Origin of the sequence: Streptomyces sp. CBMA291 (genome assembly GCF_014596525.1) — a bacterium.
Classification (GTDB): Bacteria; Actinomycetota; Actinomycetes; order Streptomycetales; family Streptomycetaceae; genus Streptomyces.
Genome location: NZ_MSJP01000114.1, coordinates 139494 through 156837, shown reverse-complemented (window position 1 = coordinate 156837; position 17344 = coordinate 139494). Strand labels below are relative to the sequence as shown.

The 17344-nt window shown below is 72.2% G+C and carries 16 protein-coding genes; 5 read left to right on the top strand and 11 right to left on the bottom strand.

Going from position 1 to position 17344, the window contains the following annotated elements:
- Positions 1–6: 6 nt before the first annotated feature.
- The 4 genes from BU197_RS28990 to argC form a co-directional block, all read right to left on the bottom strand.
- Positions 7–1203, bottom strand: a complete 1197-nt coding sequence (locus BU197_RS28990) for an acetylornithine transaminase (RefSeq protein WP_188271292.1) — start codon at positions 1201–1203, stop codon at positions 7–9.
- Positions 1200–2117: an acetylglutamate kinase gene (argB, locus tag BU197_RS28985; RefSeq protein WP_188271291.1), complete on the bottom strand. Its 918-nt coding sequence runs from the start codon at positions 2115–2117 to the stop codon at positions 1200–1202. Before argB ends, BU197_RS28990 begins: the two co-directional genes overlap by 4 nt.
- Complete coding sequence (gene argJ, locus BU197_RS28980; protein ID WP_188271290.1) at positions 2114–3280, bottom strand: bifunctional glutamate N-acetyltransferase/amino-acid acetyltransferase ArgJ; 1167 nt, start codon at positions 3278–3280, stop codon at positions 2114–2116. The genes argB and argJ overlap by 4 nt, the downstream gene beginning before the upstream one ends.
- Before the next feature lie 112 nt (positions 3281–3392).
- Positions 3393–4421, bottom strand: coding sequence for an N-acetyl-gamma-glutamyl-phosphate reductase (gene argC / locus BU197_RS28975; RefSeq protein WP_188271289.1), 1029 nt, complete (start codon positions 4419–4421; stop codon positions 3393–3395).
- A gap of 250 nt (positions 4422–4671) precedes the next feature.
- Here argC and argG point away from each other — a divergent pair, with 250 nt between their 5' ends.
- Positions 4672–6117, top strand: coding sequence for an argininosuccinate synthase (gene argG, locus BU197_RS28970; RefSeq protein ID WP_188271288.1), 1446 nt, complete (start codon positions 4672–4674; stop codon positions 6115–6117).
- Positions 6118–6488: 371 nt separating this feature from the next.
- A complete protein-coding gene (locus BU197_RS28965) occupies positions 6489–6893 on the top strand; it encodes a VOC family protein (RefSeq protein WP_188271287.1) in 405 nt (134 codons plus the stop codon).
- Positions 6894–6950: 57 nt separating this feature from the next.
- On the opposite strand, the gene BU197_RS28960 is transcribed toward BU197_RS28965, so the two are convergent.
- The 4 genes from BU197_RS28960 to BU197_RS28945 form a co-directional block, all read right to left on the bottom strand.
- On the bottom strand, positions 6951–8114 hold the full coding sequence (locus tag BU197_RS28960; RefSeq protein ID WP_188271286.1) for a methyltransferase: 1164 nt from the start codon (positions 8112–8114) through the stop codon (positions 6951–6953).
- Positions 8115–8181: 67 nt separating this feature from the next.
- Positions 8182–8757 carry a histidine phosphatase family protein gene (locus tag BU197_RS28955; RefSeq protein WP_188271285.1) on the bottom strand — a complete coding sequence of 192 codons (576 nt, stop codon included), beginning with the start codon at positions 8755–8757 and terminating at the stop codon, positions 8182–8184.
- 68 nt (positions 8758–8825) lie between these two features.
- Positions 8826–9293: a GNAT family N-acetyltransferase gene (locus tag BU197_RS28950; RefSeq protein ID WP_188271284.1), complete on the bottom strand. Its 468-nt coding sequence runs from the start codon at positions 9291–9293 to the stop codon at positions 8826–8828.
- Between the two features lie 222 nt (positions 9294–9515).
- Positions 9516–10952, bottom strand: coding sequence for a PLP-dependent aminotransferase family protein (locus BU197_RS28945; protein ID WP_188271283.1), 1437 nt, complete (start codon positions 10950–10952; stop codon positions 9516–9518).
- Between the two features lie 379 nt (positions 10953–11331).
- On the opposite strand from BU197_RS28945, the gene BU197_RS28940 reads away from it, so the two are divergent.
- Both BU197_RS28940 and BU197_RS28935 read left to right on the top strand, forming a co-directional pair.
- A complete protein-coding gene (locus BU197_RS28940; protein WP_188271316.1) occupies positions 11332–12237 on the top strand; it encodes a DMT family transporter in 906 nt (301 codons plus the stop codon).
- A 28-nt stretch (positions 12238–12265) separates the two neighbouring features.
- Positions 12266–12478 carry a DUF1918 domain-containing protein gene (locus tag BU197_RS28935; RefSeq protein WP_188271282.1) on the top strand — a complete coding sequence of 71 codons (213 nt, stop codon included), beginning with the start codon at positions 12266–12268 and terminating at the stop codon, positions 12476–12478.
- 148 nt (positions 12479–12626) lie between these two features.
- Here BU197_RS28935 and BU197_RS28930 read toward each other — a convergent pair whose 3' ends face one another.
- The gene (locus tag BU197_RS28930) at positions 12627–14000 is read right to left on the bottom strand and encodes a glycoside hydrolase family 10 protein (RefSeq protein ID WP_411158549.1); all 1374 of its coding nucleotides are present in this window, start codon (positions 13998–14000) and stop codon (positions 12627–12629) included.
- 170 nt (positions 14001–14170) lie between these two features.
- On the opposite strand from BU197_RS28930, the gene BU197_RS28925 reads away from it, so the two are divergent.
- Entirely contained in the window at positions 14171–15031 is an 861-nt protein-coding gene (locus tag BU197_RS28925) for a 3-hydroxybutyryl-CoA dehydrogenase (RefSeq protein WP_188271280.1), read from the top strand.
- Between the two features lie 85 nt (positions 15032–15116).
- On the opposite strand, the gene BU197_RS28920 is transcribed toward BU197_RS28925, so the two are convergent.
- Together BU197_RS28920 and BU197_RS28915 are read right to left on the bottom strand one after the other, a co-directional pair.
- Positions 15117–15647 (bottom strand): NUDIX domain-containing protein, encoded by a 531-nt coding sequence (locus BU197_RS28920; protein WP_188271279.1) that lies wholly within the window; start codon positions 15645–15647, stop codon positions 15117–15119.
- Positions 15648–15709: 62 nt separating this feature from the next.
- Positions 15710–17050: a transcriptional regulator gene (locus BU197_RS28915; protein ID WP_188271278.1), complete on the bottom strand. Its 1341-nt coding sequence runs from the start codon at positions 17048–17050 to the stop codon at positions 15710–15712.
- Positions 17051–17344 lie beyond the last annotated feature (294 nt).

Below are 17344 nucleotides of genomic sequence, written 5' to 3'. Positions count from 1 at the left end.
GTCGTCTCATTCTCCGGTTCGTGCTTGCCCGTTCGCCACGTCGAGGACTCCGGGCAGGGTCTTGAGGAAGGTGTCCGCCTGGGCGTCGGTGAGGATCAGCGGAGGCATGATCCGTACGACGTCGGGGGCGGGCGCGTTCACCAGGAGGCCGGCGTCCTGAGCCGCCTTCTGCACCTGGGGTGCGAGGGGCTCCGTGAGCACGATACCCAGCAGGAGGCCCGCACCACGGACGTGGGAGACCAGCGGGTGGCCCAGACCCTCGATTCCCCGCCGCAGCCGCTCCCCGACGGCCTTGACGTGGTCGAGGGCGGCGTCGGCGGCCAGGGTGTCCAGGACGGCGAGTCCGGCGGCGCAGGCGATCGGGTTGCCGCCGAAGGTGGTGCCGTGGTGCCCGGGGCCGAAAAGCTCCGCCGCCGGTCCGAAGGCGACCGTCGCGCCGAGCGGAAGCCCGCCGCCGAGTCCCTTGGCGAGGGTGACGACGTCGGGGTCGACGCCTTCGTGGGCCTGGTGCTCGAACCAGTGGCCGGTGCGGCCGGTGCCCGTCTGGACCTCGTCGAGGACGAGGAGGGTGCCGGTGGCACGGGTGATCTCCCGGGCGGCCTTGAGGTAGCCGGGGGGCGGGACGACGACGCCGTTCTCGCCCTGGATCGGCTCGATGATCACGAGCGCGGTCTCCTCGGTGACGGCGGCGCGCAGGGCGTCGGCGTCACCGTACGGGACGTGGGTGACGTCGCCGGGGAGCGGCAGGAACGGGGTCTGCTTGCCGGGCTGGCCGGTGAGGGCGAGGGAGCCCATGGTCCGGCCGTGGAAGCCGCCCTGGGTGGCCACCATCCGGGTGCGTCCGGTGAGCCGGCCGATCTTGAACGCGGCTTCGTTGGCCTCGGCGCCCGAGTTGCAGAAGAAGACCTTGCCGGGGCGGTCGAAGAGGGCGAGGAGCCGTTCGGCGAGGGCGACGGGCGGCTCGGCGACGAAGAGGTTGGAGACGTGGCCGAGGCTCTGGACCTGCCGGGTGACGGCCTCGACGATCGCCGGGTGGGCGTGGCCGAGGGCGTTGACGGCGATACCGCCGACGAAGTCCAGGTAGGCGTTGCCTTCGGCGTCCCAGACGGTGGCGCCTTCGCCGCGGACGAGGGGCAGGGCGGGGGTGCCGTAGTTGTCCATCAGCGAGCCCTGCCACCGCTGGATCAGTTGCTCGTTGCTCATGATTCCCCCTGTCCGTCGGGCACGACCATCGTGCCGATGCCCTCGTCGGTGAAGATCTCCAGCAGGATGGAGTGCTGGACGCGTCCGTCGATGACGCGGGCCGTGGTGACCCCGTTGCGGACGGCGTGCAGGCACCCCTCCATCTTGGGGACCATGCCGCTGGAGAGTTCGGGCAGCAGCTTCTCCAGCTGGCCGGCGGTGAGCCGGCTGATGACCTCGTCGCTGTGGGGCCAGTCCTCGTAGAGGCCCTCGACGTCGGTCAGGACCATCAGGGTCTCGGCGCCCAGCGCCGCAGCGAGTGCCGCAGCCGCCGTATCAGCATTGACGTTGTAGACATGTCCGTCGTCCTGGGAGCGGGCGATGGAGGAGATGACCGGGATACGGCCGTCCTCCAGGAGTGCCTTGATGGCGCCGGTGTCGATGGCGGTGATCTCGCCGACCCGGCCGATGTCGATCCGTTCGCCGTCGACGAGCGGCTGGTGCTTGCGTGCGGTGATGGTGTGGGCGTCCTCGCCGGTGAGGCCGACGGCGAGTGGGCCGTGCTGGTTGAGCAGCCCGACGAGTTCGCGCTGCACCTGGCCCGCGAGGACCATCCGTACGACGTCCATGGCGTCCTCGGTGGTGACGCGCAGGCCCGCCTTGAACTCGCTGGCGATGCCGTGGCGGTCGAGGGCGGCGCTGATCTGGGGGCCGCCGCCGTGCACGACGACCGGCTTGAGACCGGCCTGGCGCAGGAAGACGACGTCCTGGGCGAAGGCGGCCTTGAGGTCGTCGTCGATCATGGCGTTGCCGCCGAACTTGATGACGACCGTCTTGCCGTTGTGCCGTGTCAGCCAGGGCAGCGCCTCGATGAGGATCTCCGCCTTGGGGAGGGCCGTGTGCTTCCGCGTCTGGTTCGTGGAGTCGTCGGTCATGACGCGTACGCGCTGTTCTCGTGGACGTAGTCGGCGGTGAGGTCGTTCGCCCAGATGACGGCGGACTCGGTGCCGGCGGCCAGGTCGGCGGTGATGACGACCTCCCGGTAGCGCATGTCGACGAGGTCGCGGTCCTCGCCGACGGAGCCGTTCTTGCAGACCCAGACGCCGTTGATGGCGACGTTCAGCCGGTCGGGTTCGAAGGCGGCGCGGGTGGTGCCGATGGCGGAGAGCACCCGGCCCCAGTTGGGGTCCTCGCCGTGGATGGCGCACTTGAGGAGGTTGTTGCGGGCGATGGAGCGTCCCACCTCGACGGCGTCGTCCTCGGTGGCCGCGTTGACCACCTCGATCCGGATGTCCTTGCTGGCGCCCTCGGCGTCGCCGATGAGCTGGCGGGCCAGGTCGTCGCAGACGGTCCGGACGGCCTCGTCGAAGGCGTCCTGGGCGGGGGTGACGCCGGAGGCGCCGGAGGCGAGGAGGAGGACGGTGTCGTTGGTGGACATGCAGCCGTCGGAGTCGACCCGGTCGAAGGTGACGCGGGTGGCGTCGCGCAGGGCGCTGTCGAGGCCTTCGGCGTCCACGTCGGCGTCGGTGGTGAGGACGACGAGCATGGTGGCGAGGCCGGGGGCGAGCATGCCCGCGCCCTTGGCCATGCCGCCGACGGTCCAGCCGTCGCCGCCGGCGACGGCGGTCTTGTGGACGGTGTCGGTGGTCTTGATGGCGATGGCGGCCTTCTCGCCGCCGTGCTCGGACAGTTCGGCGGCGGCCTTCTCGACGCCGGGGAGGAGCTTGTCCATGGGGAGGAGGATGCCGATGAGGCCGGTGGAGGCGACGGCGACGTCGCCCGCGCCGGTCTCCGTGCCCTGGGCGGTGAGGACTTCGGCGACCTTCTCGGCGGTGGCGTGGGTGTCCTGGAAGCCCTGGGGGCCGGTGCAGGCGTTGGCGCCGCCGGAGTTGAGGACGACGGCGGTCAGTTCGCCGTCGGCGAGGACCTGCTGGGACCAGACGACGGGGGCGGCCTTGACGCGGTTGGAGGTGAAGACTCCCGCGGCGGCGCGGCGCGGTCCGGTGTTGACCACGAGGGCCAGGTCCGGGTTGCCGTTCTGCTTGATCCCGGCGGCGATGCCCGCCGCCGTGAATCCCTTCGCTGCGGTGACGCTCACTGTGTCTCTCCGTTCTTCCCCGGGGCCGTTGCCCGGGGGGTCGCCCCGTCGGTGCCCGCGTGGCACGGGGACGGGGGCTTCGTCTGCGGACCGGTGGCCGTGGGCGCGTCGCTCACGGAGCGACTCCCGCGACGGGAAGTCCGGTGGCCTCGGGGAGCCCGAGGGCGATGTTCATGCTCTGCACCGCGCCGCCGGCGGTGCCCTTGGCGAGGTTGTCGATGGCGCTGATCGCGATGATCCGGTTCGCCGCCGGGTCGTACGTGACCTGGACCTGAACGGCGTTGGAACCGTAGACGGACGCCGTCGACGGCCACTGCCCCTCGGGCAGCAGATGGACGAAGGGCTCGTCGGCGAAGGCCTTCTCGTAGGCGGCGCGGACGGTCTCGGCGGTGACGCCGGGCTTCGCGGCGGCGGTGCAGGTGGCGAGGATGCCGCGGGCCATCGGCGCCAGGGTGGGCGTGAAGGAGACGGTGACCCGCTCCCCCGCCGGTGCGCTGAGGTTCTGGATCATCTCGGGGGTGTGCCGGTGGACGCCGCCGACGCCGTACGGGGACATGCTGCCCATGACCTCGCTGCCGAGCAGGTGCGGCTTGGGCGCCTTGCCCGCGCCTGAGGTGCCGGAGGCGGCGACGATCACGGCTTCGGGCTCGGCGAGTCCGTTCTCGTACGCGGGGAAGAGCGCGAGCGAGACGGCGGTGGGGTAGCAGCCGGGCACCGCGATCCGCTTGGTCCCTTCGAGGGCGGCGCGGGCGCCGGGCAGCTCGGGGAGGCCGTAGGGCCAGGTCCCGGCGTGCGGGGAGCCGTAGTACGCCTCCCAGTCGCCGGGCTCCTTGAGCCGGAAGTCGGCGCCCATGTCGACGACGAGGACGTCCGGTCCGAGCTGTTCGGCGACGGCGGCGGACTGTCCGTGGGGCAGGGCGAGGAAGACGACGTCGTGTCCGGCGAGTTCCTCGGCGGTGGTGGGCACGAGGACGCGGTCGGCGAGCGGCAGCAGGTGGGGCTGGACCGCCCCGAGCCGCTGACCGGCGTTGGAGTGGCCGGTCAGGGCGCCGATCTCCACGTGCGGGTGAGTGAGGAGGAGACGCAGAAGCTCTCCGCCCGCGTATCCGCTCGCACCCGCCACTGCTACTCGTACCGTCATCGAAGCACCCTCCTTATAGATGGCATGACTATACGTGGGTACGCACTTTTATGCAACGCACTGGAGTGGGGGCGGGGGTCGTGATCAGGGATTTCGATCGACGGACGGCCTCACCGCCACACCGGAACCCTTCCCCGCCCCACAGGTCAAGGATCCGCCCGCGCGCGAAAACGGGCACGGAGGGAGAGGCTGAAGGGGCGCGGGAAAACATCCCTTTGCATGACCATGCGAGATGATGCATACTCTTCCCATGTCCAAGGTCCTCACCTCCCTGCCCGCCGGCGAGCGCGTCGGCATCGCCTTCTCCGGCGGCCTCGACACCTCTGTCGCCGTCGCATGGATGCGCGACAAGGGCGCCATCCCGTGCACCTACACCGCCGACATCGGCCAGTACGACGAGCCCGACATCGCCTCGGTGCCCGGCCGCGCCAAGACCTACGGCGCCGAGGTCGCGCGCCTGGTCGACTGCCGTGCGGCGCTGGTCGAGGAGGGTCTTGCCGCGCTCACCTGCGGAGCGTTCCACATCCGCTCCGGCGGTCGCGCCTACTTCAACACCACCCCCCTCGGCCGTGCCGTCACCGGCACGCTGCTGGTCCGGGCGATGCTGGAGGACGACGTCCAGATCTGGGGCGACGGCTCCACCTTCAAGGGCAACGACATCGAGCGGTTCTACCGCTACGGTCTCCTCGCCAACCCACACCTGCGGATCTACAAGCCCTGGCTGGACACGAACTTCGTGACCGAGCTGGGCGGCCGCAAGGAGATGTCCGAGTGGCTGGTCGCCCACGGCCTGCCCTACCGGGACAGCACCGAGAAGGCGTACTCCACCGACGCCAACATCTGGGGCGCCACCCACGAGGCCAAGACCCTGGAGCACCTGGACACCGGCGTCGAGACCGTCGAGCCGATCATGGGCGTCCGCTTCTGGGACCCCTCGGTCGAGATCGCCGCCGAGGACGTCACCATCGGCTTCGACCAGGGCCGCCCGGTGACCATCGACGGCAAGGAGTTCGCCTCCGCCGTCGACCTCGTCATGGAGGCCAACGCCATCGGCGGCCGCCACGGCATGGGCATGTCGGACCAGATCGAGAACCGGATCATCGAGGCCAAGAGCCGGGGCATCTACGAGGCCCCCGGCATGGCCCTGCTGCACGCCGCCTACGAGCGGCTGGTCAACGCGATCCACAACGAGGACACCCTCGCCCAGTACCACAACGAGGGCCGTCGCCTCGGCCGGCTCATGTACGAGGGCCGGTGGCTGGACCCGCAGGCGCTCATGGTCCGCGAGTCCCTCCAGCGCTGGGTCGGCGCGGCCGTCACCGGCGAGGTCACGCTGCGGCTGCGGCGGGGCGAGGACTACTCGATCCTCGACACCCGGGGCCCGGCGTTCAGCTACCACCCGGACAAGCTGTCCATGGAGCGCACCGAGGACTCGGCCTTCGGCCCGTCCGACCGGATCGGCCAGCTCACCATGCGGAACCTCGACATCGCCGACTCCCGCGCCAAGCTGGAGCAGTACGCGGGCCTCGGCCTGATCGGCACCTCCAACCCGGCCATCGGTGCCGCCCAGGCCGCCGCGACCGGTCTGATCGGCAGCATGCCCGAGGGCGGCGCGGAGGCCATCGCCTCCCGCGGCGAGGTCTCCGACGACGACGAGCTGCTGGACCGCGCCGCGATGGAACTCGGCAACGACTGACCCGTGGGCCCCGCGCCCGCCTGATCCCAAAGGACCGCCCCGACGCAGCTCGCGTCGGGGCGGTCCTTTGGGTTGGGGCGGGGGGTGCAGGGGGGTTGGGGTGCGGGGTTGCAGGGGGGGGTTGGGGTGCGGGGGTGTGAGGGGTGTGGAGTTGGGGGGTGTAGGGGGTTGGGGCGGGGTTGTACGGGCTGCGGGGGCTGGAGTTTGGGCCGGTCCGGGACCGTGGCCCCGTCTTCCGCCCCGCGCCCGCCCCCTGTCCGAGCCCATGTGCGCCCCTGAGCCCGCCCCCGAACCGTTTCTCGGGGTCGGATCCGTGACGGGCCAGGGTCATCCCTGAGGACGGCGCACCCCGCCGGTCCTAGCCTTGAGGCATGATCATCGATGCGCTGACGCGGGTGCGGGTCGCCCGCCCCTCACGGGACCTGGCCGCCGCCGAGCGGTTCTACGTCGACGGGCTCGGGCTCGCGGTGCTGTGGCGGAGCACCGCGAGCGCCCCGGGCGAGCACGATCTGCTGATGGTCGGCCCCGCGGACGGCGGCTGGCACTTCGAGCTGACCTTCGACCCGGAGAATCCGCTGGAGCCCACCCCGACCGTGGAGGACCTCTTCGTCGTCTACCTCGGGGAGCCGGTCGAGGAGGAGCAGGTGCGGCGGCTGGTCGACGCGGGCGGCACGCGGGTGGCCTCGCACAATCCGTACTGGGACGAGTACGGGGTCACCGTCGCCGACCCCGACGGATACCGGCTCGTCCTGTGCTCCCGCAGCTGGAACATATGAGGGCGGGGTGCCACGGGACACCGGCCCCGTGACACCCCGCTCCCCGGCGGCGAAAGGCTACTTGCGCCGCACCGCGCGCAGGACGACGAACTTCGCGTCGCTCGCGACGAGTTCGCTGTTGCCGAAGATACGGCGCAGGGTGACGTGGTAGCCGAGGTGCCGGTTGCCGACGACCCACAGTTCACCTCCGGGGCGCAGGGCGCGCCGGGCATCGGTGAACATGCGGCGGGCGGTCCGGTCGGTGGTGGCCTGGTGGGTGTGGAACGGCGGGTTGTTGAGGACGAGGTCCACGGAGCCGGTGGGCAGGTCGGCGAGACCGTCGCCGACGAGGAACTCGGCCGGGCGGTTCGGGCCGAGGTGGGTGCGGAAGTTCTCCTCGGCGGAGGCGACCGCCTGATACGACTCGTCGGTGAAGACGAGTTCCGCTTCGGGCTCGTGGAGGGCGATGGCGAGACCGACCACGCCGTTGCCGCAGCCGAGGTCGGCGACCTTGGCCTGGCCGACGCGGCCGGGCAGATTGGCGAGGAGGAAGCGGGTGCCGATGTCGAGGCGGTCGGCGCAGAAGACGCCGGCGTGGTTGGCGACCGTCAGGCCGGGGAGGCCGGGCGCGGGGGTGTCGGCCGGGAGGTCGTACCGGTGCGGCCAGGGGTTGGGGCGCGGGGTGAGGGCCGGATCCGGGGTGGCGTGGATCAGCCGGGCCTTCTTCACCGCGAGCGAGGTCCGGGTGGGGCCGATGATCCGCTCGAAGAGCCGGAGGGTGGAGGTGTGGATCTCCTTGACCATGCCGGTGCCGACGATCACGGTGCCCTCGTGCACGGCGGGCGCCAGCCGGTGCAGCTGGTCCTCCAGGAGCGCGAGGCTCTTGGGGACGCGGACGAGGAGGACGTCGATCCGCTCGGGCGGCGGGTCCTGGGTGGTGAGCAGCCGGACGGCGTCCCGGGCGGCTCCGGCGCGCGCGAGGTTGGTGCGGGTGGCACGGCGGCCCAGATACGAGTCGGAGATCTGGACGAGTTCGGCGGGCCCGGCGGAGTGCAGGGCGGTGACGAGGGCTCCCCAGCGGTCGCCGAGCACGGCGACGCTGCCGGAGAGGTCGGTGCCGCTCTCGGCCAGATGGTCGAGAAGGTACTCGTCGGACGCGTCCCAGGCACGGAGCTGGTCGCGCGGGTCCTCGGGGTGGCGGGTGAGCGTGAAGGCGCCCCATGACGTGGTCAGACGGTTCATCGTGCTGCCCAGGCTAGCCGGTCGCGGGCTTCCCTCCGTGCGCTGCGGCGTCGAGCCGGGAAGGTCGTCAGTGCGCGGCGGCGTCGAGCCGGAGGTGCCAGAGGCCGGGGCGGCCGGTCAGGGTGACGGTGGAGAGGGGGCGGACGTCCACGTTCCAGTAGGCGGCGGGTGGCGCCTTCAGGGCGTAGACGAGGGCGGCCCGTACGACGGCGGGCTCGGCGACGGCGACGATGGCGCCGTCCTCGGCGGGGCGGGTGTCGAGCCAGTTCCCGATCCTGGCGATGAAGGCGAGGAGGGGTTCGCCGCCGTGCGGAGCGGTGCGGGCGTCGGTCAGCCAGGCGTCGACGGCGGCCGGTTCGAGGGCGGCGACCTCGGTGAGGGTCCGTCCCCGCCAGCGGCCCATGTCGCAGTCGCGCAGGGCCGGCTGGGCGAGGGGCGCGTAGCCAAGGGCGGTGCCGGTGGCGCGGCAGCGCGGGGTCGGGGAGCAGTAGCGCAGTTCGGCCGCGCCGAGCGGGATGAGCGCGGGCGCGGCGAGCTGGACGTCGTACCACCCGGCCTCGTCGAGAGGCCGATCATCGTCGAACCGTTCGGCGAGCAGAGAGGAGCTGCGTGCCGCTGTGACGAGCGTCACCCGAAGACTCATGGGCGCGATCGTGAGGCCGGGGACGCCAAGGGTCAAGAGGTCGGCCCCCGGGGCTGCGGGGACTCAGGTTACGGCTGCCCGAGAACCATCCACTTGTCCGGGATCTGGAGGGGGGTGAAGCCGACCTTCTCGTAGACGCCGTGGGCATCGGCCGTGGCGAGCAGGATCCGGCGCAGCCCGTACGGAGCGAGGTGGTCCCGGACGGCGGTGACGAGCGCGGTGCCGAGACCGGTGCCACGGGCGGGCCGGTCGACGTAGACGTCACAGAGCCAGGCGAAGGTGGCGTAGTCGGTGACGACCCGGGCGTAGGCGGCGATCTCGCCGGTCTCACGGTGGTACGCGCCGAAGTTGAGCGAGCCCTCGATGGCCCGGTCCTGCTTCTCCCGGGGCCGCCCCATGGCCCAGTAGGCGTCCGTGGAGAGCCAGTGATGGACACGCTCGGCATCGATCCGCCCCGCATCGGCCGAGATGTCGTAGATGCCGTGCGTCAGGGCAGGTTCCGCAGTCGCGCTGTTGGTGATCGTGCTGTCGCTCATGGGCGAAGAGTCGCAGCGGGGACGGGAATTGTCAGGTGAATTTGCCGAGACGGGGAGGGAGAGGGTGGCGAGGGAGGGGCGGGGAGGGGGTGGGGGGGGAGGGGGTGGGGGGGTAGGGGGGGCGGGGCCCCTCCCCCGGCGGAGTTCGACGATGGAAATTTCCACCCCTACCCCCACCCCCACCTCCACTCCCCCGCCCCGTCCCCGCCCCGCTCCCCCGAGTCATCCCCCGAGTTCGTCCAGGGCCGTGCGCAGGCGGCGTACGCCTTCTGTGATTTCGGTGGGGGTCGCGACGCCCGCGAAGCTCAGGCGGAGGTGGCCTGCGGGGGGTTCGGCGCAGAAGTAGGGGCGGCCGGGGGCGGCGGAGACTCCGGCTCGCAGGGCGGCGGCGAGCAGGGCGGCCTCGGGCAGGGTGTCGGGGAGGCGGAGCCAGAGGTGGTAGCCGCCGTAGGGGACGTGGGGCAGGGCGAGGGCGGGCAGCCGGTGGGCGATCGCGCCGCGCAGGATGTCCCGGCGGTTTCCGAGTTCCTGGGCGACGGCCCTCAGGTGCCGGGGCCAGGAGGGGGAGCCGACGAGTTCGAGCGCGGCTTCCTGGAGGGGGCGGGGGACGAAGAAGCTGTCGACGATCTGGATGGCCCGGAGGCGTTCGAGGACGGGTCCCCGGGCGGCGAGGGCGCCGACCCGGAGGCTGGGCGAGGTGATCTTCGTCAGTGAGCAGATGTGGACGACGACGCCGTCGGGGTCGTCGGCGGCGAGCGGGGCGGGCAGTGGGGGCGCGTCCTCGTGGACGAGGCGGCGGGCGAAGTCGTCCTCGACGACGAAGGCTCCGGCGGCGCGGGCGATTCGGATGATCTCGCGGCGGCGTTCCGGGGCGAGGACCGCGCCGGTGGGGTTCTGGAAGAGCGGCTGGCAGACGAGGACGCGGGCGCCGGTGGCGCGGAAGGCGGCTTCGAGGAGGTCGGGGCGGACGCCGTCGGCGTCGACCGGTACGGGTACCGGCCGGAGTCCGGCGGCTCGGGCGACGGCGAGCATACCGGGGTAGGTGGGCGATTCCACCAGGACGGGGGTGCCGGGCGGAGCGAGGGCGCGCAGGGCGGTGGTGATGGCGGACTGACCGCCGGCGGTGATGAGGATCTCGGCCGCAGTGACGCCGCCGCCGATCTCGCGGGCGAACCAGTCGCGCAGTTCGGGCAGACCGTCGGTGGGGGGCCTGCTCCAGGCTCCGGGGCGGCGTCCGGCGCGGGCGAGGGCGGCGGCGAGGGCTCGTTCGGGCTGGAGGGAGGGGTGGAGGTAGCCGCCGTTGAACTCGATCACGCCGGGCGGGGGCGCGGAGAGGGTGGCGAGGACTCCGGAGGCGTCGACGGCTCGGGGGACGAGTTCGGTGGCGGTGTCGGCGCTGAGGGCGACTTCCTGCCAGGAGGTGTCTCCGGTGGCGGCGGGTGTGGTGCGGGGTTCGGCACGGAAGGCGCCGGCGCCGGGGCGGGTGACGACGAGTCCTTCGGCGGCGAGCTGTGCGAGGGCGCGGGTGACGGTCACCGGGGAGACCCGGTAGCGCTCGACGAGTGCCCGGCTGGACGGCAGCTTTCCGCCAGGAGAGTAGCGGTTCAGCTCGGATTTCAGGGCCTGCGCCAGTTCCGTGACACTGCTACGCTCATTCATGAGAGAACAGAGTAGCGCTACTGCCACTTCGGCGATAACGGTCACCGCTCCCGGCGAAGCCGCCACGACGGCCCCCGCCGACCCGAGCCCCATCGCCCCGGCCCCTGTCACCCCGGCCGAACCGGGCACCTCCCACCCGGGCTCCGCCGACCCGAGTCCTGCCGACCGGGCCCCCTCAGCCCTGTCCTCAGGCACCTCGTCTCCAGGCATCCCATCCCCAGACACCTCACCCCTGCCCCACCCGTCCCCAGCCACCGCATCCCCGGCCACCCCAACCCTCACCCACCCGTCCCCGGCCGCCCCGGTCCCCGCCACCCCACCCCCTCCAGGTTCAAGCCCCGCCGCTCCGGCAGGAGTCGACCCCCTCCGGCGCGGCACTCTGCTCGCCGTGCTCGGTGTCGTGGCCTTCTCCCTGACCTTCCCGTCGACCGTCTGGGGGCTCGAAAGCTTCGGCCCCTGGTCGCTGGTGACCCTGCGTTCCACGCTCGCCGCCCTCCTCGCGGGCGGGTTTCTCCTGGCCGGACGGGTGCCGTTGCCGGAGCGGCGCCACTGGGCGGGTCTCGCCGTCGTCGCCGGGGGTGTCGTCATCGGCTTCCCGCTCCTGACGACCCTGGCCCTGCGGACGTCCACCACCTCGCACGCCGCCGTGGTCGTGGGCCTGTTGCCGCTGACCACCGCGATCTTCGCCGCCCTGCGTACGGGGCGCCGCCCGTCCCGTACCTTCTGGGGCGCGGCCGTGGGCGGTGCGGCGGTGGTCATCGTGTTCACGCTCCAGCAGAGCGGCGGGGCGCTGTCGCGGGGCGATCTGTATCTGTTCGGGGCGCTCCTGGTCTGCGCCGCCGGATACACGGAGGGTGGGCGGCTCGCCCGGTCGATGCCCGGCTGGCAGGTCATCGGCTGGGCGCTGGTGCTGTGTCTGCCGCCGATGGTGGCGGGCGCGGGGGTGGCCCTCGCGGTGGAGCCGGTGCGGCTGAGTGCGCACGGTGTCCTCGGTCTGGTCTGGGTGGCGGCCGGTTCCACCTTCTTCGGTCTGTACGTCTGGTACCGGGGCATGGCGTCGATCGGCATTCCGAAGGCGAGCCAGTTGCAGCTGGCCCAGCCGCTGCTGACCCTGGTCTGGTCGGTGTCCCTGCTCGGCGAGACGCTGCCGTCGGCCGCTCCGGTCGCGGCGGTGGCCGTCCTGCTCTGCATCGCGGCGACCCAGCGGTCCGGCGACCGGGGCCGACACGGCGAACGGCGCGCCGCGCGGAAACGGGACACAATGGCAGGGACAGGCCCGAGGTGAAAGACCCGCTCGCGAGGAGGTCTCCCCGATGCAGGCGAACGTGGGCGACACACTGCTGGTGCACGGCCGGACCGTCGGTCACCATGACCGTACGGCCGAGGTCCTTCAGGTACTGGGGGAGAACGGCACGCCCCCGTATCGCGTGAAGTTCGAGGACGACGGTCACGAGGCCCTGATGTCGCCGGGCCCCGACACCGTCGTACGGCACCGTCCGGATGCGGGACCCGGCACGATCTTCTGAACCGCCTCACCCGATCCGGCTCTCGCGTCACCCCACCGGGTCCGACGTCCGGACCGTCCGCCCCGCCCGGTCATCCCATCCGGTCACTCCGGCCGGTGCCTCCAACCGGTCACCGCACCCAGTCACCGCACTCGGTCACCGCGCCCGGTCATCCCCGTCGTCTCGGCGGTCGGCTCCTGGTCGGGTAGTGGTCGGCCACGACCCTGGCCATCGCCCCGATCGGGTCCGCCGCGACCTCCTTCGCCGCGAAGTAGCAGTGGCCCGACACCTCGGGGTACCGGGCGGCGAGGTCCAGATGCCGGGAGAGTTCCCCGGGGTCCTGCCAGGCGGCGGGCTGGGCGGGGTCGCCCGCCTTGTAGAGCGCCTCGCCGATGTGGAGGCGTACGCCGGTGTCCCGGACGGCCGCGTCCCACCAGGGCAGCAGTTTGGCGTAGTCGGCGGCGGGCAGGCCGATGTTCCAGTACAGCTGCGGGACGACGTAGTCGATCCAGCCCTCTCTGATCCACTTGCGGGTGTCGGCGTACAGGTCGTCGTAGGTCTGGACGCCGGCGCGGGTGTCCGAGCCCTCGGGGTCGGTGGCGATGTTCCGCCAGACGCCGAAGGGGCTGATGCCGAAGTCGACGTTCCGCCTGGTCCTTCTGATGCGGGTGGCGGTCTCGGAGACCAGCAGGTCGATGTTGTTCCGCCGCCAGGACGCCTTGTCGGGGAAGTCGCCGCCGTAGCGCGCGTACGCCTCGTCGTCGGCGAAGACCTGCCCGGCCACCGGGTACGGGTAGAAGTAGTCGTCCCAGTGCACGGCGTCGACGTCGTAGCGCCGGACCGCGTCCAGCATCGCGTCCTGGGTGAACCGGCGGACCTCGGGAAGCCCGGGGTTGTAGTAGAGCTTGCCGCCGTAGGGCAGCACCCACTCGGGGTGGCGCCGGGCCGGGTGGTCCGGGACGAGCCGGGTGGGGTCCGTGTGGTTCGCCACGCGGTACGGGTTGAACCAGGCGTGCAGTTCGAGCCCCCGCGCGTGGGCCTCCTCCACGGCCGTGCCGAGGGGGTCCCAGCCGGGGTCGCGGCCCTGCGTCCCCGTGAGGTACTGGGCCCACGGCTCGTACCGCGAGGGCCACAGGGCGTCGGCGGTGGGCCGGACCTGGAGGACGACCGTGTTCAGGCGGCGGGCGACGGCGGCGTCGAGGAGGGCGAGGAGTTCGGCACGCTGCTCCCCGGCGCCGAGCCCCGGGCGGGAGGGCCAGTCGCGGTTGGCGACGGTGGCGATCCACACACCCCGGAACTCGCGGCGGTGTCTCCCGCCTCGCCCGGAACGCCTTCCGGGGGCGCCCCCGTGCCCGACCCCGGACCCGACGTCGGACGCAGCTCTGGACGCGGTCCCGGCGGCGGACCCCGATCCCGCTCCGGGCCCGGTCCCGGCGGCGGACGCCGTCCCCGCGCCCGCGCTCGCGAGCGCCCCCGCACCCGCCGCCGCGAGCGCCGCTCCGGTGGCGCCCGTCACGAATCCTCTTCTGCCGATAGGCCGCACTTGTACCCCTCCTGTGTCGGATACGTCACACCTACCCGGACAGCATGCCCGCCCCGGCCGATCGATCATCGGTTAATGAGCGGTAACGTCGTGGGGTCGAGGCGGACGCACCGGAATCACACGGGGCTCCGCCGCCAGAGAAGAGCGAGAGGCACGAGGTGACGGACTCCATGGCCGACATTGAGCGCGTCGGAGTGGTGGGCTGCGGCCAGATGGGCGCAGGCATCGCAGAGGTGTGTGCCCGGAGCGGGCTTGAGGTGAAGGTCGCCGAGACCACCGGCGAAGCGCTGGAGATCGGGCGTACCCGGCTCATCAACTCGCTGGCCAAGGCCGCCGAACGCGGCAAGATCTCCGAGGAGGAGCGGGACGCGACGCTCGCGCGGCTCAGCTTCACCACCGATCTCGGCGAGTTCGCCGACCGCGACCTCGTCATCGAGGCGGTCGTGGAGAACGAGCAGGTCAAGACCGAGATCTTCCAGGTACTCGACCAGGTGATGACCCGCCCGGACGCCATCCTGGCCTCGAACACCTCCTCCATCCCGCTGGTGAAGCTGGCCGTGGCGACCTCCCGCCCCGACCAGGTCATCGGCATCCACTTCTTCAACCCGGCCCCGGTGCAGAAGCTCGTCGAGCTGATCCCGGCCCTCACCACCTCCGAGGGCACGATCAGCCGGGCCCAGGCCTTCGCCGAGAAGACGCTGGGCAAGCACGCGATCCGCGCCCAGGACCGGTCGGGCTTCGTGGTGAACGCGCTGCTCGTGCCGTATCTGCTCTCCGCGATCCGGATGTTCGAGTCGGGCATCGCGAGCCGGGACGACATCGACAACGGCATGGAGTTCGGCTGCGCCCACCCGATGGGCCCACTGAAGCTCTCGGACCTCATCGGTCTGGACACGATCGCCTCGATCGCCGACTCGATGTACTCGGAGTTCAAGGAGCCGCTGTACGCCGCTCCCCCGCTGCTCCAGCGCATGGTGGACGCGGGCAGGCTCGGCCGGAAGACGGGCTCGGGCTTCTACCCGTACGCCTGACCGGCCCCACCCGTCACTCCCTGCCTCGGGCCCGTATCCGTGCACCTCGCGGATACGGGCCCGTCCGCCGTCTCGCCGTCCGTGCTCAGCCGAGGCGCAGCCGGTGGAGCAGGAGCAGTCCCGCGACGGTGTTCGCGGCCGGGACCCGGCCCCGGGCGATCAGTTCGGGGACCTTCTCCAGCGGGATCCAGGCGCGTCGGGAGGATTCGAAGGCGTCCTCGGGCGGGCCGGTGTAGGTGGCCTGGTCGGTCCAGTAGAGGTGGTGACGGGCGTCGGTGAGGCCGTTGGAGGGTTCGACGGTGAGGAGGTGGCGCAGCGGTCCGGGGCGCCAGCCGGTCTCCTCCTCCATCTCGCGGGCGGCGGCGGCTTCGAGGTCCTCGCCGTCCTCGACGACACCTGCGGCGAGTTCCCAGCCCCAGCTGTCGGTGATGAAGCGGTGGCGCCAGAGCATCAGGACTTCGTCGGCTTCGTTGACCGCCGTCGCGAGGGCGACGGGCCGCAGCCGGATCAGATAGTGGTCGAGGCGGCGCCCGTCCGGTAGTTCGACGTCCGCGAGGTTCACTCGGAACCAGCGGTTCTCATAGACGGAGTGTTCACTCAGTTTCGTCCACTGCACGTTCTTGCCACCTTCCGACTGGTCGGTGCTGGTTTGGTGGTGATCTGGCAGCAGTTCGAGAACTACAGGGGAACGCGCAGAGTTCCGTCGATCAACGCCGCCGCCTCCCTCGCCTCGCCGCAACCGCTGCCCAGCAGCTGCTGCCTGACCTGTCGCAGCCGGTCCCGCAGCCGCCGCGACTCCATTCCCCGGGCCCGTTCCGTCATCTCCACGGCCGTCCGCGCCGCCGCGTCCGGCTCCCCCCGCCGCAGCTCGATCTGGCACAGCATCGCGAGCCGGTGCACCCGCCCCCGGTCGTGCGAGGGCGTCCCCACCGCCGCTCGGGCGTGCTCGTGGGCCGCGGCGAGGTCACCCAGACTGAGCAGTGCCTCGGCGACCTGTACGTTGACGAGCCCCGGCTGGACGTACCCCGTCTCGGCCGGTTCCTCCCCCGGTCTGATCCGCTCCGCCGCCGCCTCGGCCCGCCGGATGCAGGCCAGCGCCGCCGTGCCGTCGCCGAGACGCGCGTACGCCTTCGCCTGCATCGCCGTCAGGTCCGCGGCGAGCGCCGGAGTGATCCGTGCCCCCGCCGCCCGTAGTGCCGCCTCCGCGAACGCCACCGCCTGCCGGAACTCCCCCATGAGCAGCGACTGGTTGACCAGCAGCGCGATCACATAGGCGCCGAAGCCCCGGTCCCCGCTCGCCTTCGCCAGCCGAAGCGCCTGGTGGAAGTAGCGCTGGGCCAGTCCGTGCGCGTCGGCGTCGTACGCGCAGATGCCGGCCACCGCGACCAGCCCGCCGGTGGCCCGGTGCAGCCGCCGTCCCAGCGCGTCGCCGTACGAGCCCCGCAGCAGCGGGGCGGTCTCGGCGGTGAGGAAGCCGACGATCCGGGCGCGGGTCGCGATGCCGCCGGCCTTGCGGTACATCTGCTCGTAGTGGGTGCGGGCGGCGCCGAGGACGGCGATGTCGGCCGGTGACACCGTCGTCCGGCCGGTCCGGGACACGTCGGTGTCCTCCGGCGGGTTCTCCCACTCCCACACCGGCATCACGGCCGGGGTGCCGGTGACGGCGGGCGCGCCCACCAGATGGGGGCGTTGCTGCTGGTCGGAGCGCCAGAGCGCGGCCGCCCGCTCGACGAAGCCGGACAGCGGCGAGCCGGGCGCGGGCAGCGGTCCTTCCGGCGGCCCGTAGCCGATGTCGTCCAGGGTCACCTGCCGGTGCAGCCGCGCGGCCAGCACCTCGCAGATCAGATCGGGTACCTGGCCGCGCGGGCGCTGGCCCTTCAGCCAGCGGGCCACGGCGGTGTGCTCGTAGCGCAGGGCGAGCCCCCTGGCCAGACCGGCCCGGTTCACATGGGCGGCGAGTCCGGCGTGGGAGACGCCCGCTTCGTCCAGCAGGGCGTCGAGCAAGGTGTTGGGCTGCATGACCGCTCCGGTCGTTCGGTGAACTCAGCGTAGCGGCGGGCGATTTGGTACGGGACGGACGAGTGCGGGGGCTGCGGTGGTCGGGGCGAGGCGGGGCCGTACGGGTTTCCCGGCACCGGGGCCGACGCCGATACCGGCACCGACGCCGACGCCGACGCCGACGCCGAAAGAGCACAGGCCCTCGGGCCGGGGGATTCGCACGGGGTGTGAACCGAGTACCCGTGCTTCCGGTCCGCGTGCTCTGCCGCCCCTGCCTCCGGACCGGTTGACTGTTTCTCTCGCCGCAAGGCGACG

What these genes read in the sequence shown, in the direction of transcription:
- BU197_RS28915 (WP_188271278.1), bottom strand. Translation starts at nt 17,050, where the DNA reads ATGCAGCCCAACACCTTGCTCGACGCCCTGCTGGACGAAGCGGGCGTC.
- BU197_RS28960 (WP_188271286.1), bottom strand. Translation starts at nt 8,114, where the DNA reads ATGAACCGTCTGACCACGTCATGGGGCGCCTTCACGCTCACCCGCCAC.
- BU197_RS28945 (WP_188271283.1), bottom strand. Translation starts at nt 10,952, where the DNA reads ATGAATGAGCGTAGCAGTGTCACGGAACTGGCGCAGGCCCTGAAATCC.
- argB (WP_188271291.1), bottom strand. Translation starts at nt 2,117, where the DNA reads ATGACCGACGACTCCACGAACCAGACGCGGAAGCACACGGCCCTCCCC.
- BU197_RS28990 (WP_188271292.1), bottom strand. Translation starts at nt 1,203, where the DNA reads ATGAGCAACGAGCAACTGATCCAGCGGTGGCAGGGCTCGCTGATGGAC.
- BU197_RS28925 (WP_188271280.1), top strand. Translation starts at nt 14,171, where the DNA reads ATGGCCGACATTGAGCGCGTCGGAGTGGTGGGCTGCGGCCAGATGGGC.
- BU197_RS28955 (WP_188271285.1), bottom strand. Translation starts at nt 8,757, where the DNA reads ATGAGTCTTCGGGTGACGCTCGTCACAGCGGCACGCAGCTCCTCTCTG.
- BU197_RS28965 (WP_188271287.1), top strand. Translation starts at nt 6,489, where the DNA reads ATGATCATCGATGCGCTGACGCGGGTGCGGGTCGCCCGCCCCTCACGG.
- BU197_RS28950 (WP_188271284.1), bottom strand. Translation starts at nt 9,293, where the DNA reads ATGAGCGACAGCACGATCACCAACAGCGCGACTGCGGAACCTGCCCTG.
- BU197_RS28935 (WP_188271282.1), top strand. Translation starts at nt 12,266, where the DNA reads ATGCAGGCGAACGTGGGCGACACACTGCTGGTGCACGGCCGGACCGTC.
- argC (WP_188271289.1), bottom strand. Translation starts at nt 4,421, where the DNA reads ATGACGGTACGAGTAGCAGTGGCGGGTGCGAGCGGATACGCGGGCGGA.
- argG (WP_188271288.1), top strand. Translation starts at nt 4,672, where the DNA reads ATGTCCAAGGTCCTCACCTCCCTGCCCGCCGGCGAGCGCGTCGGCATC.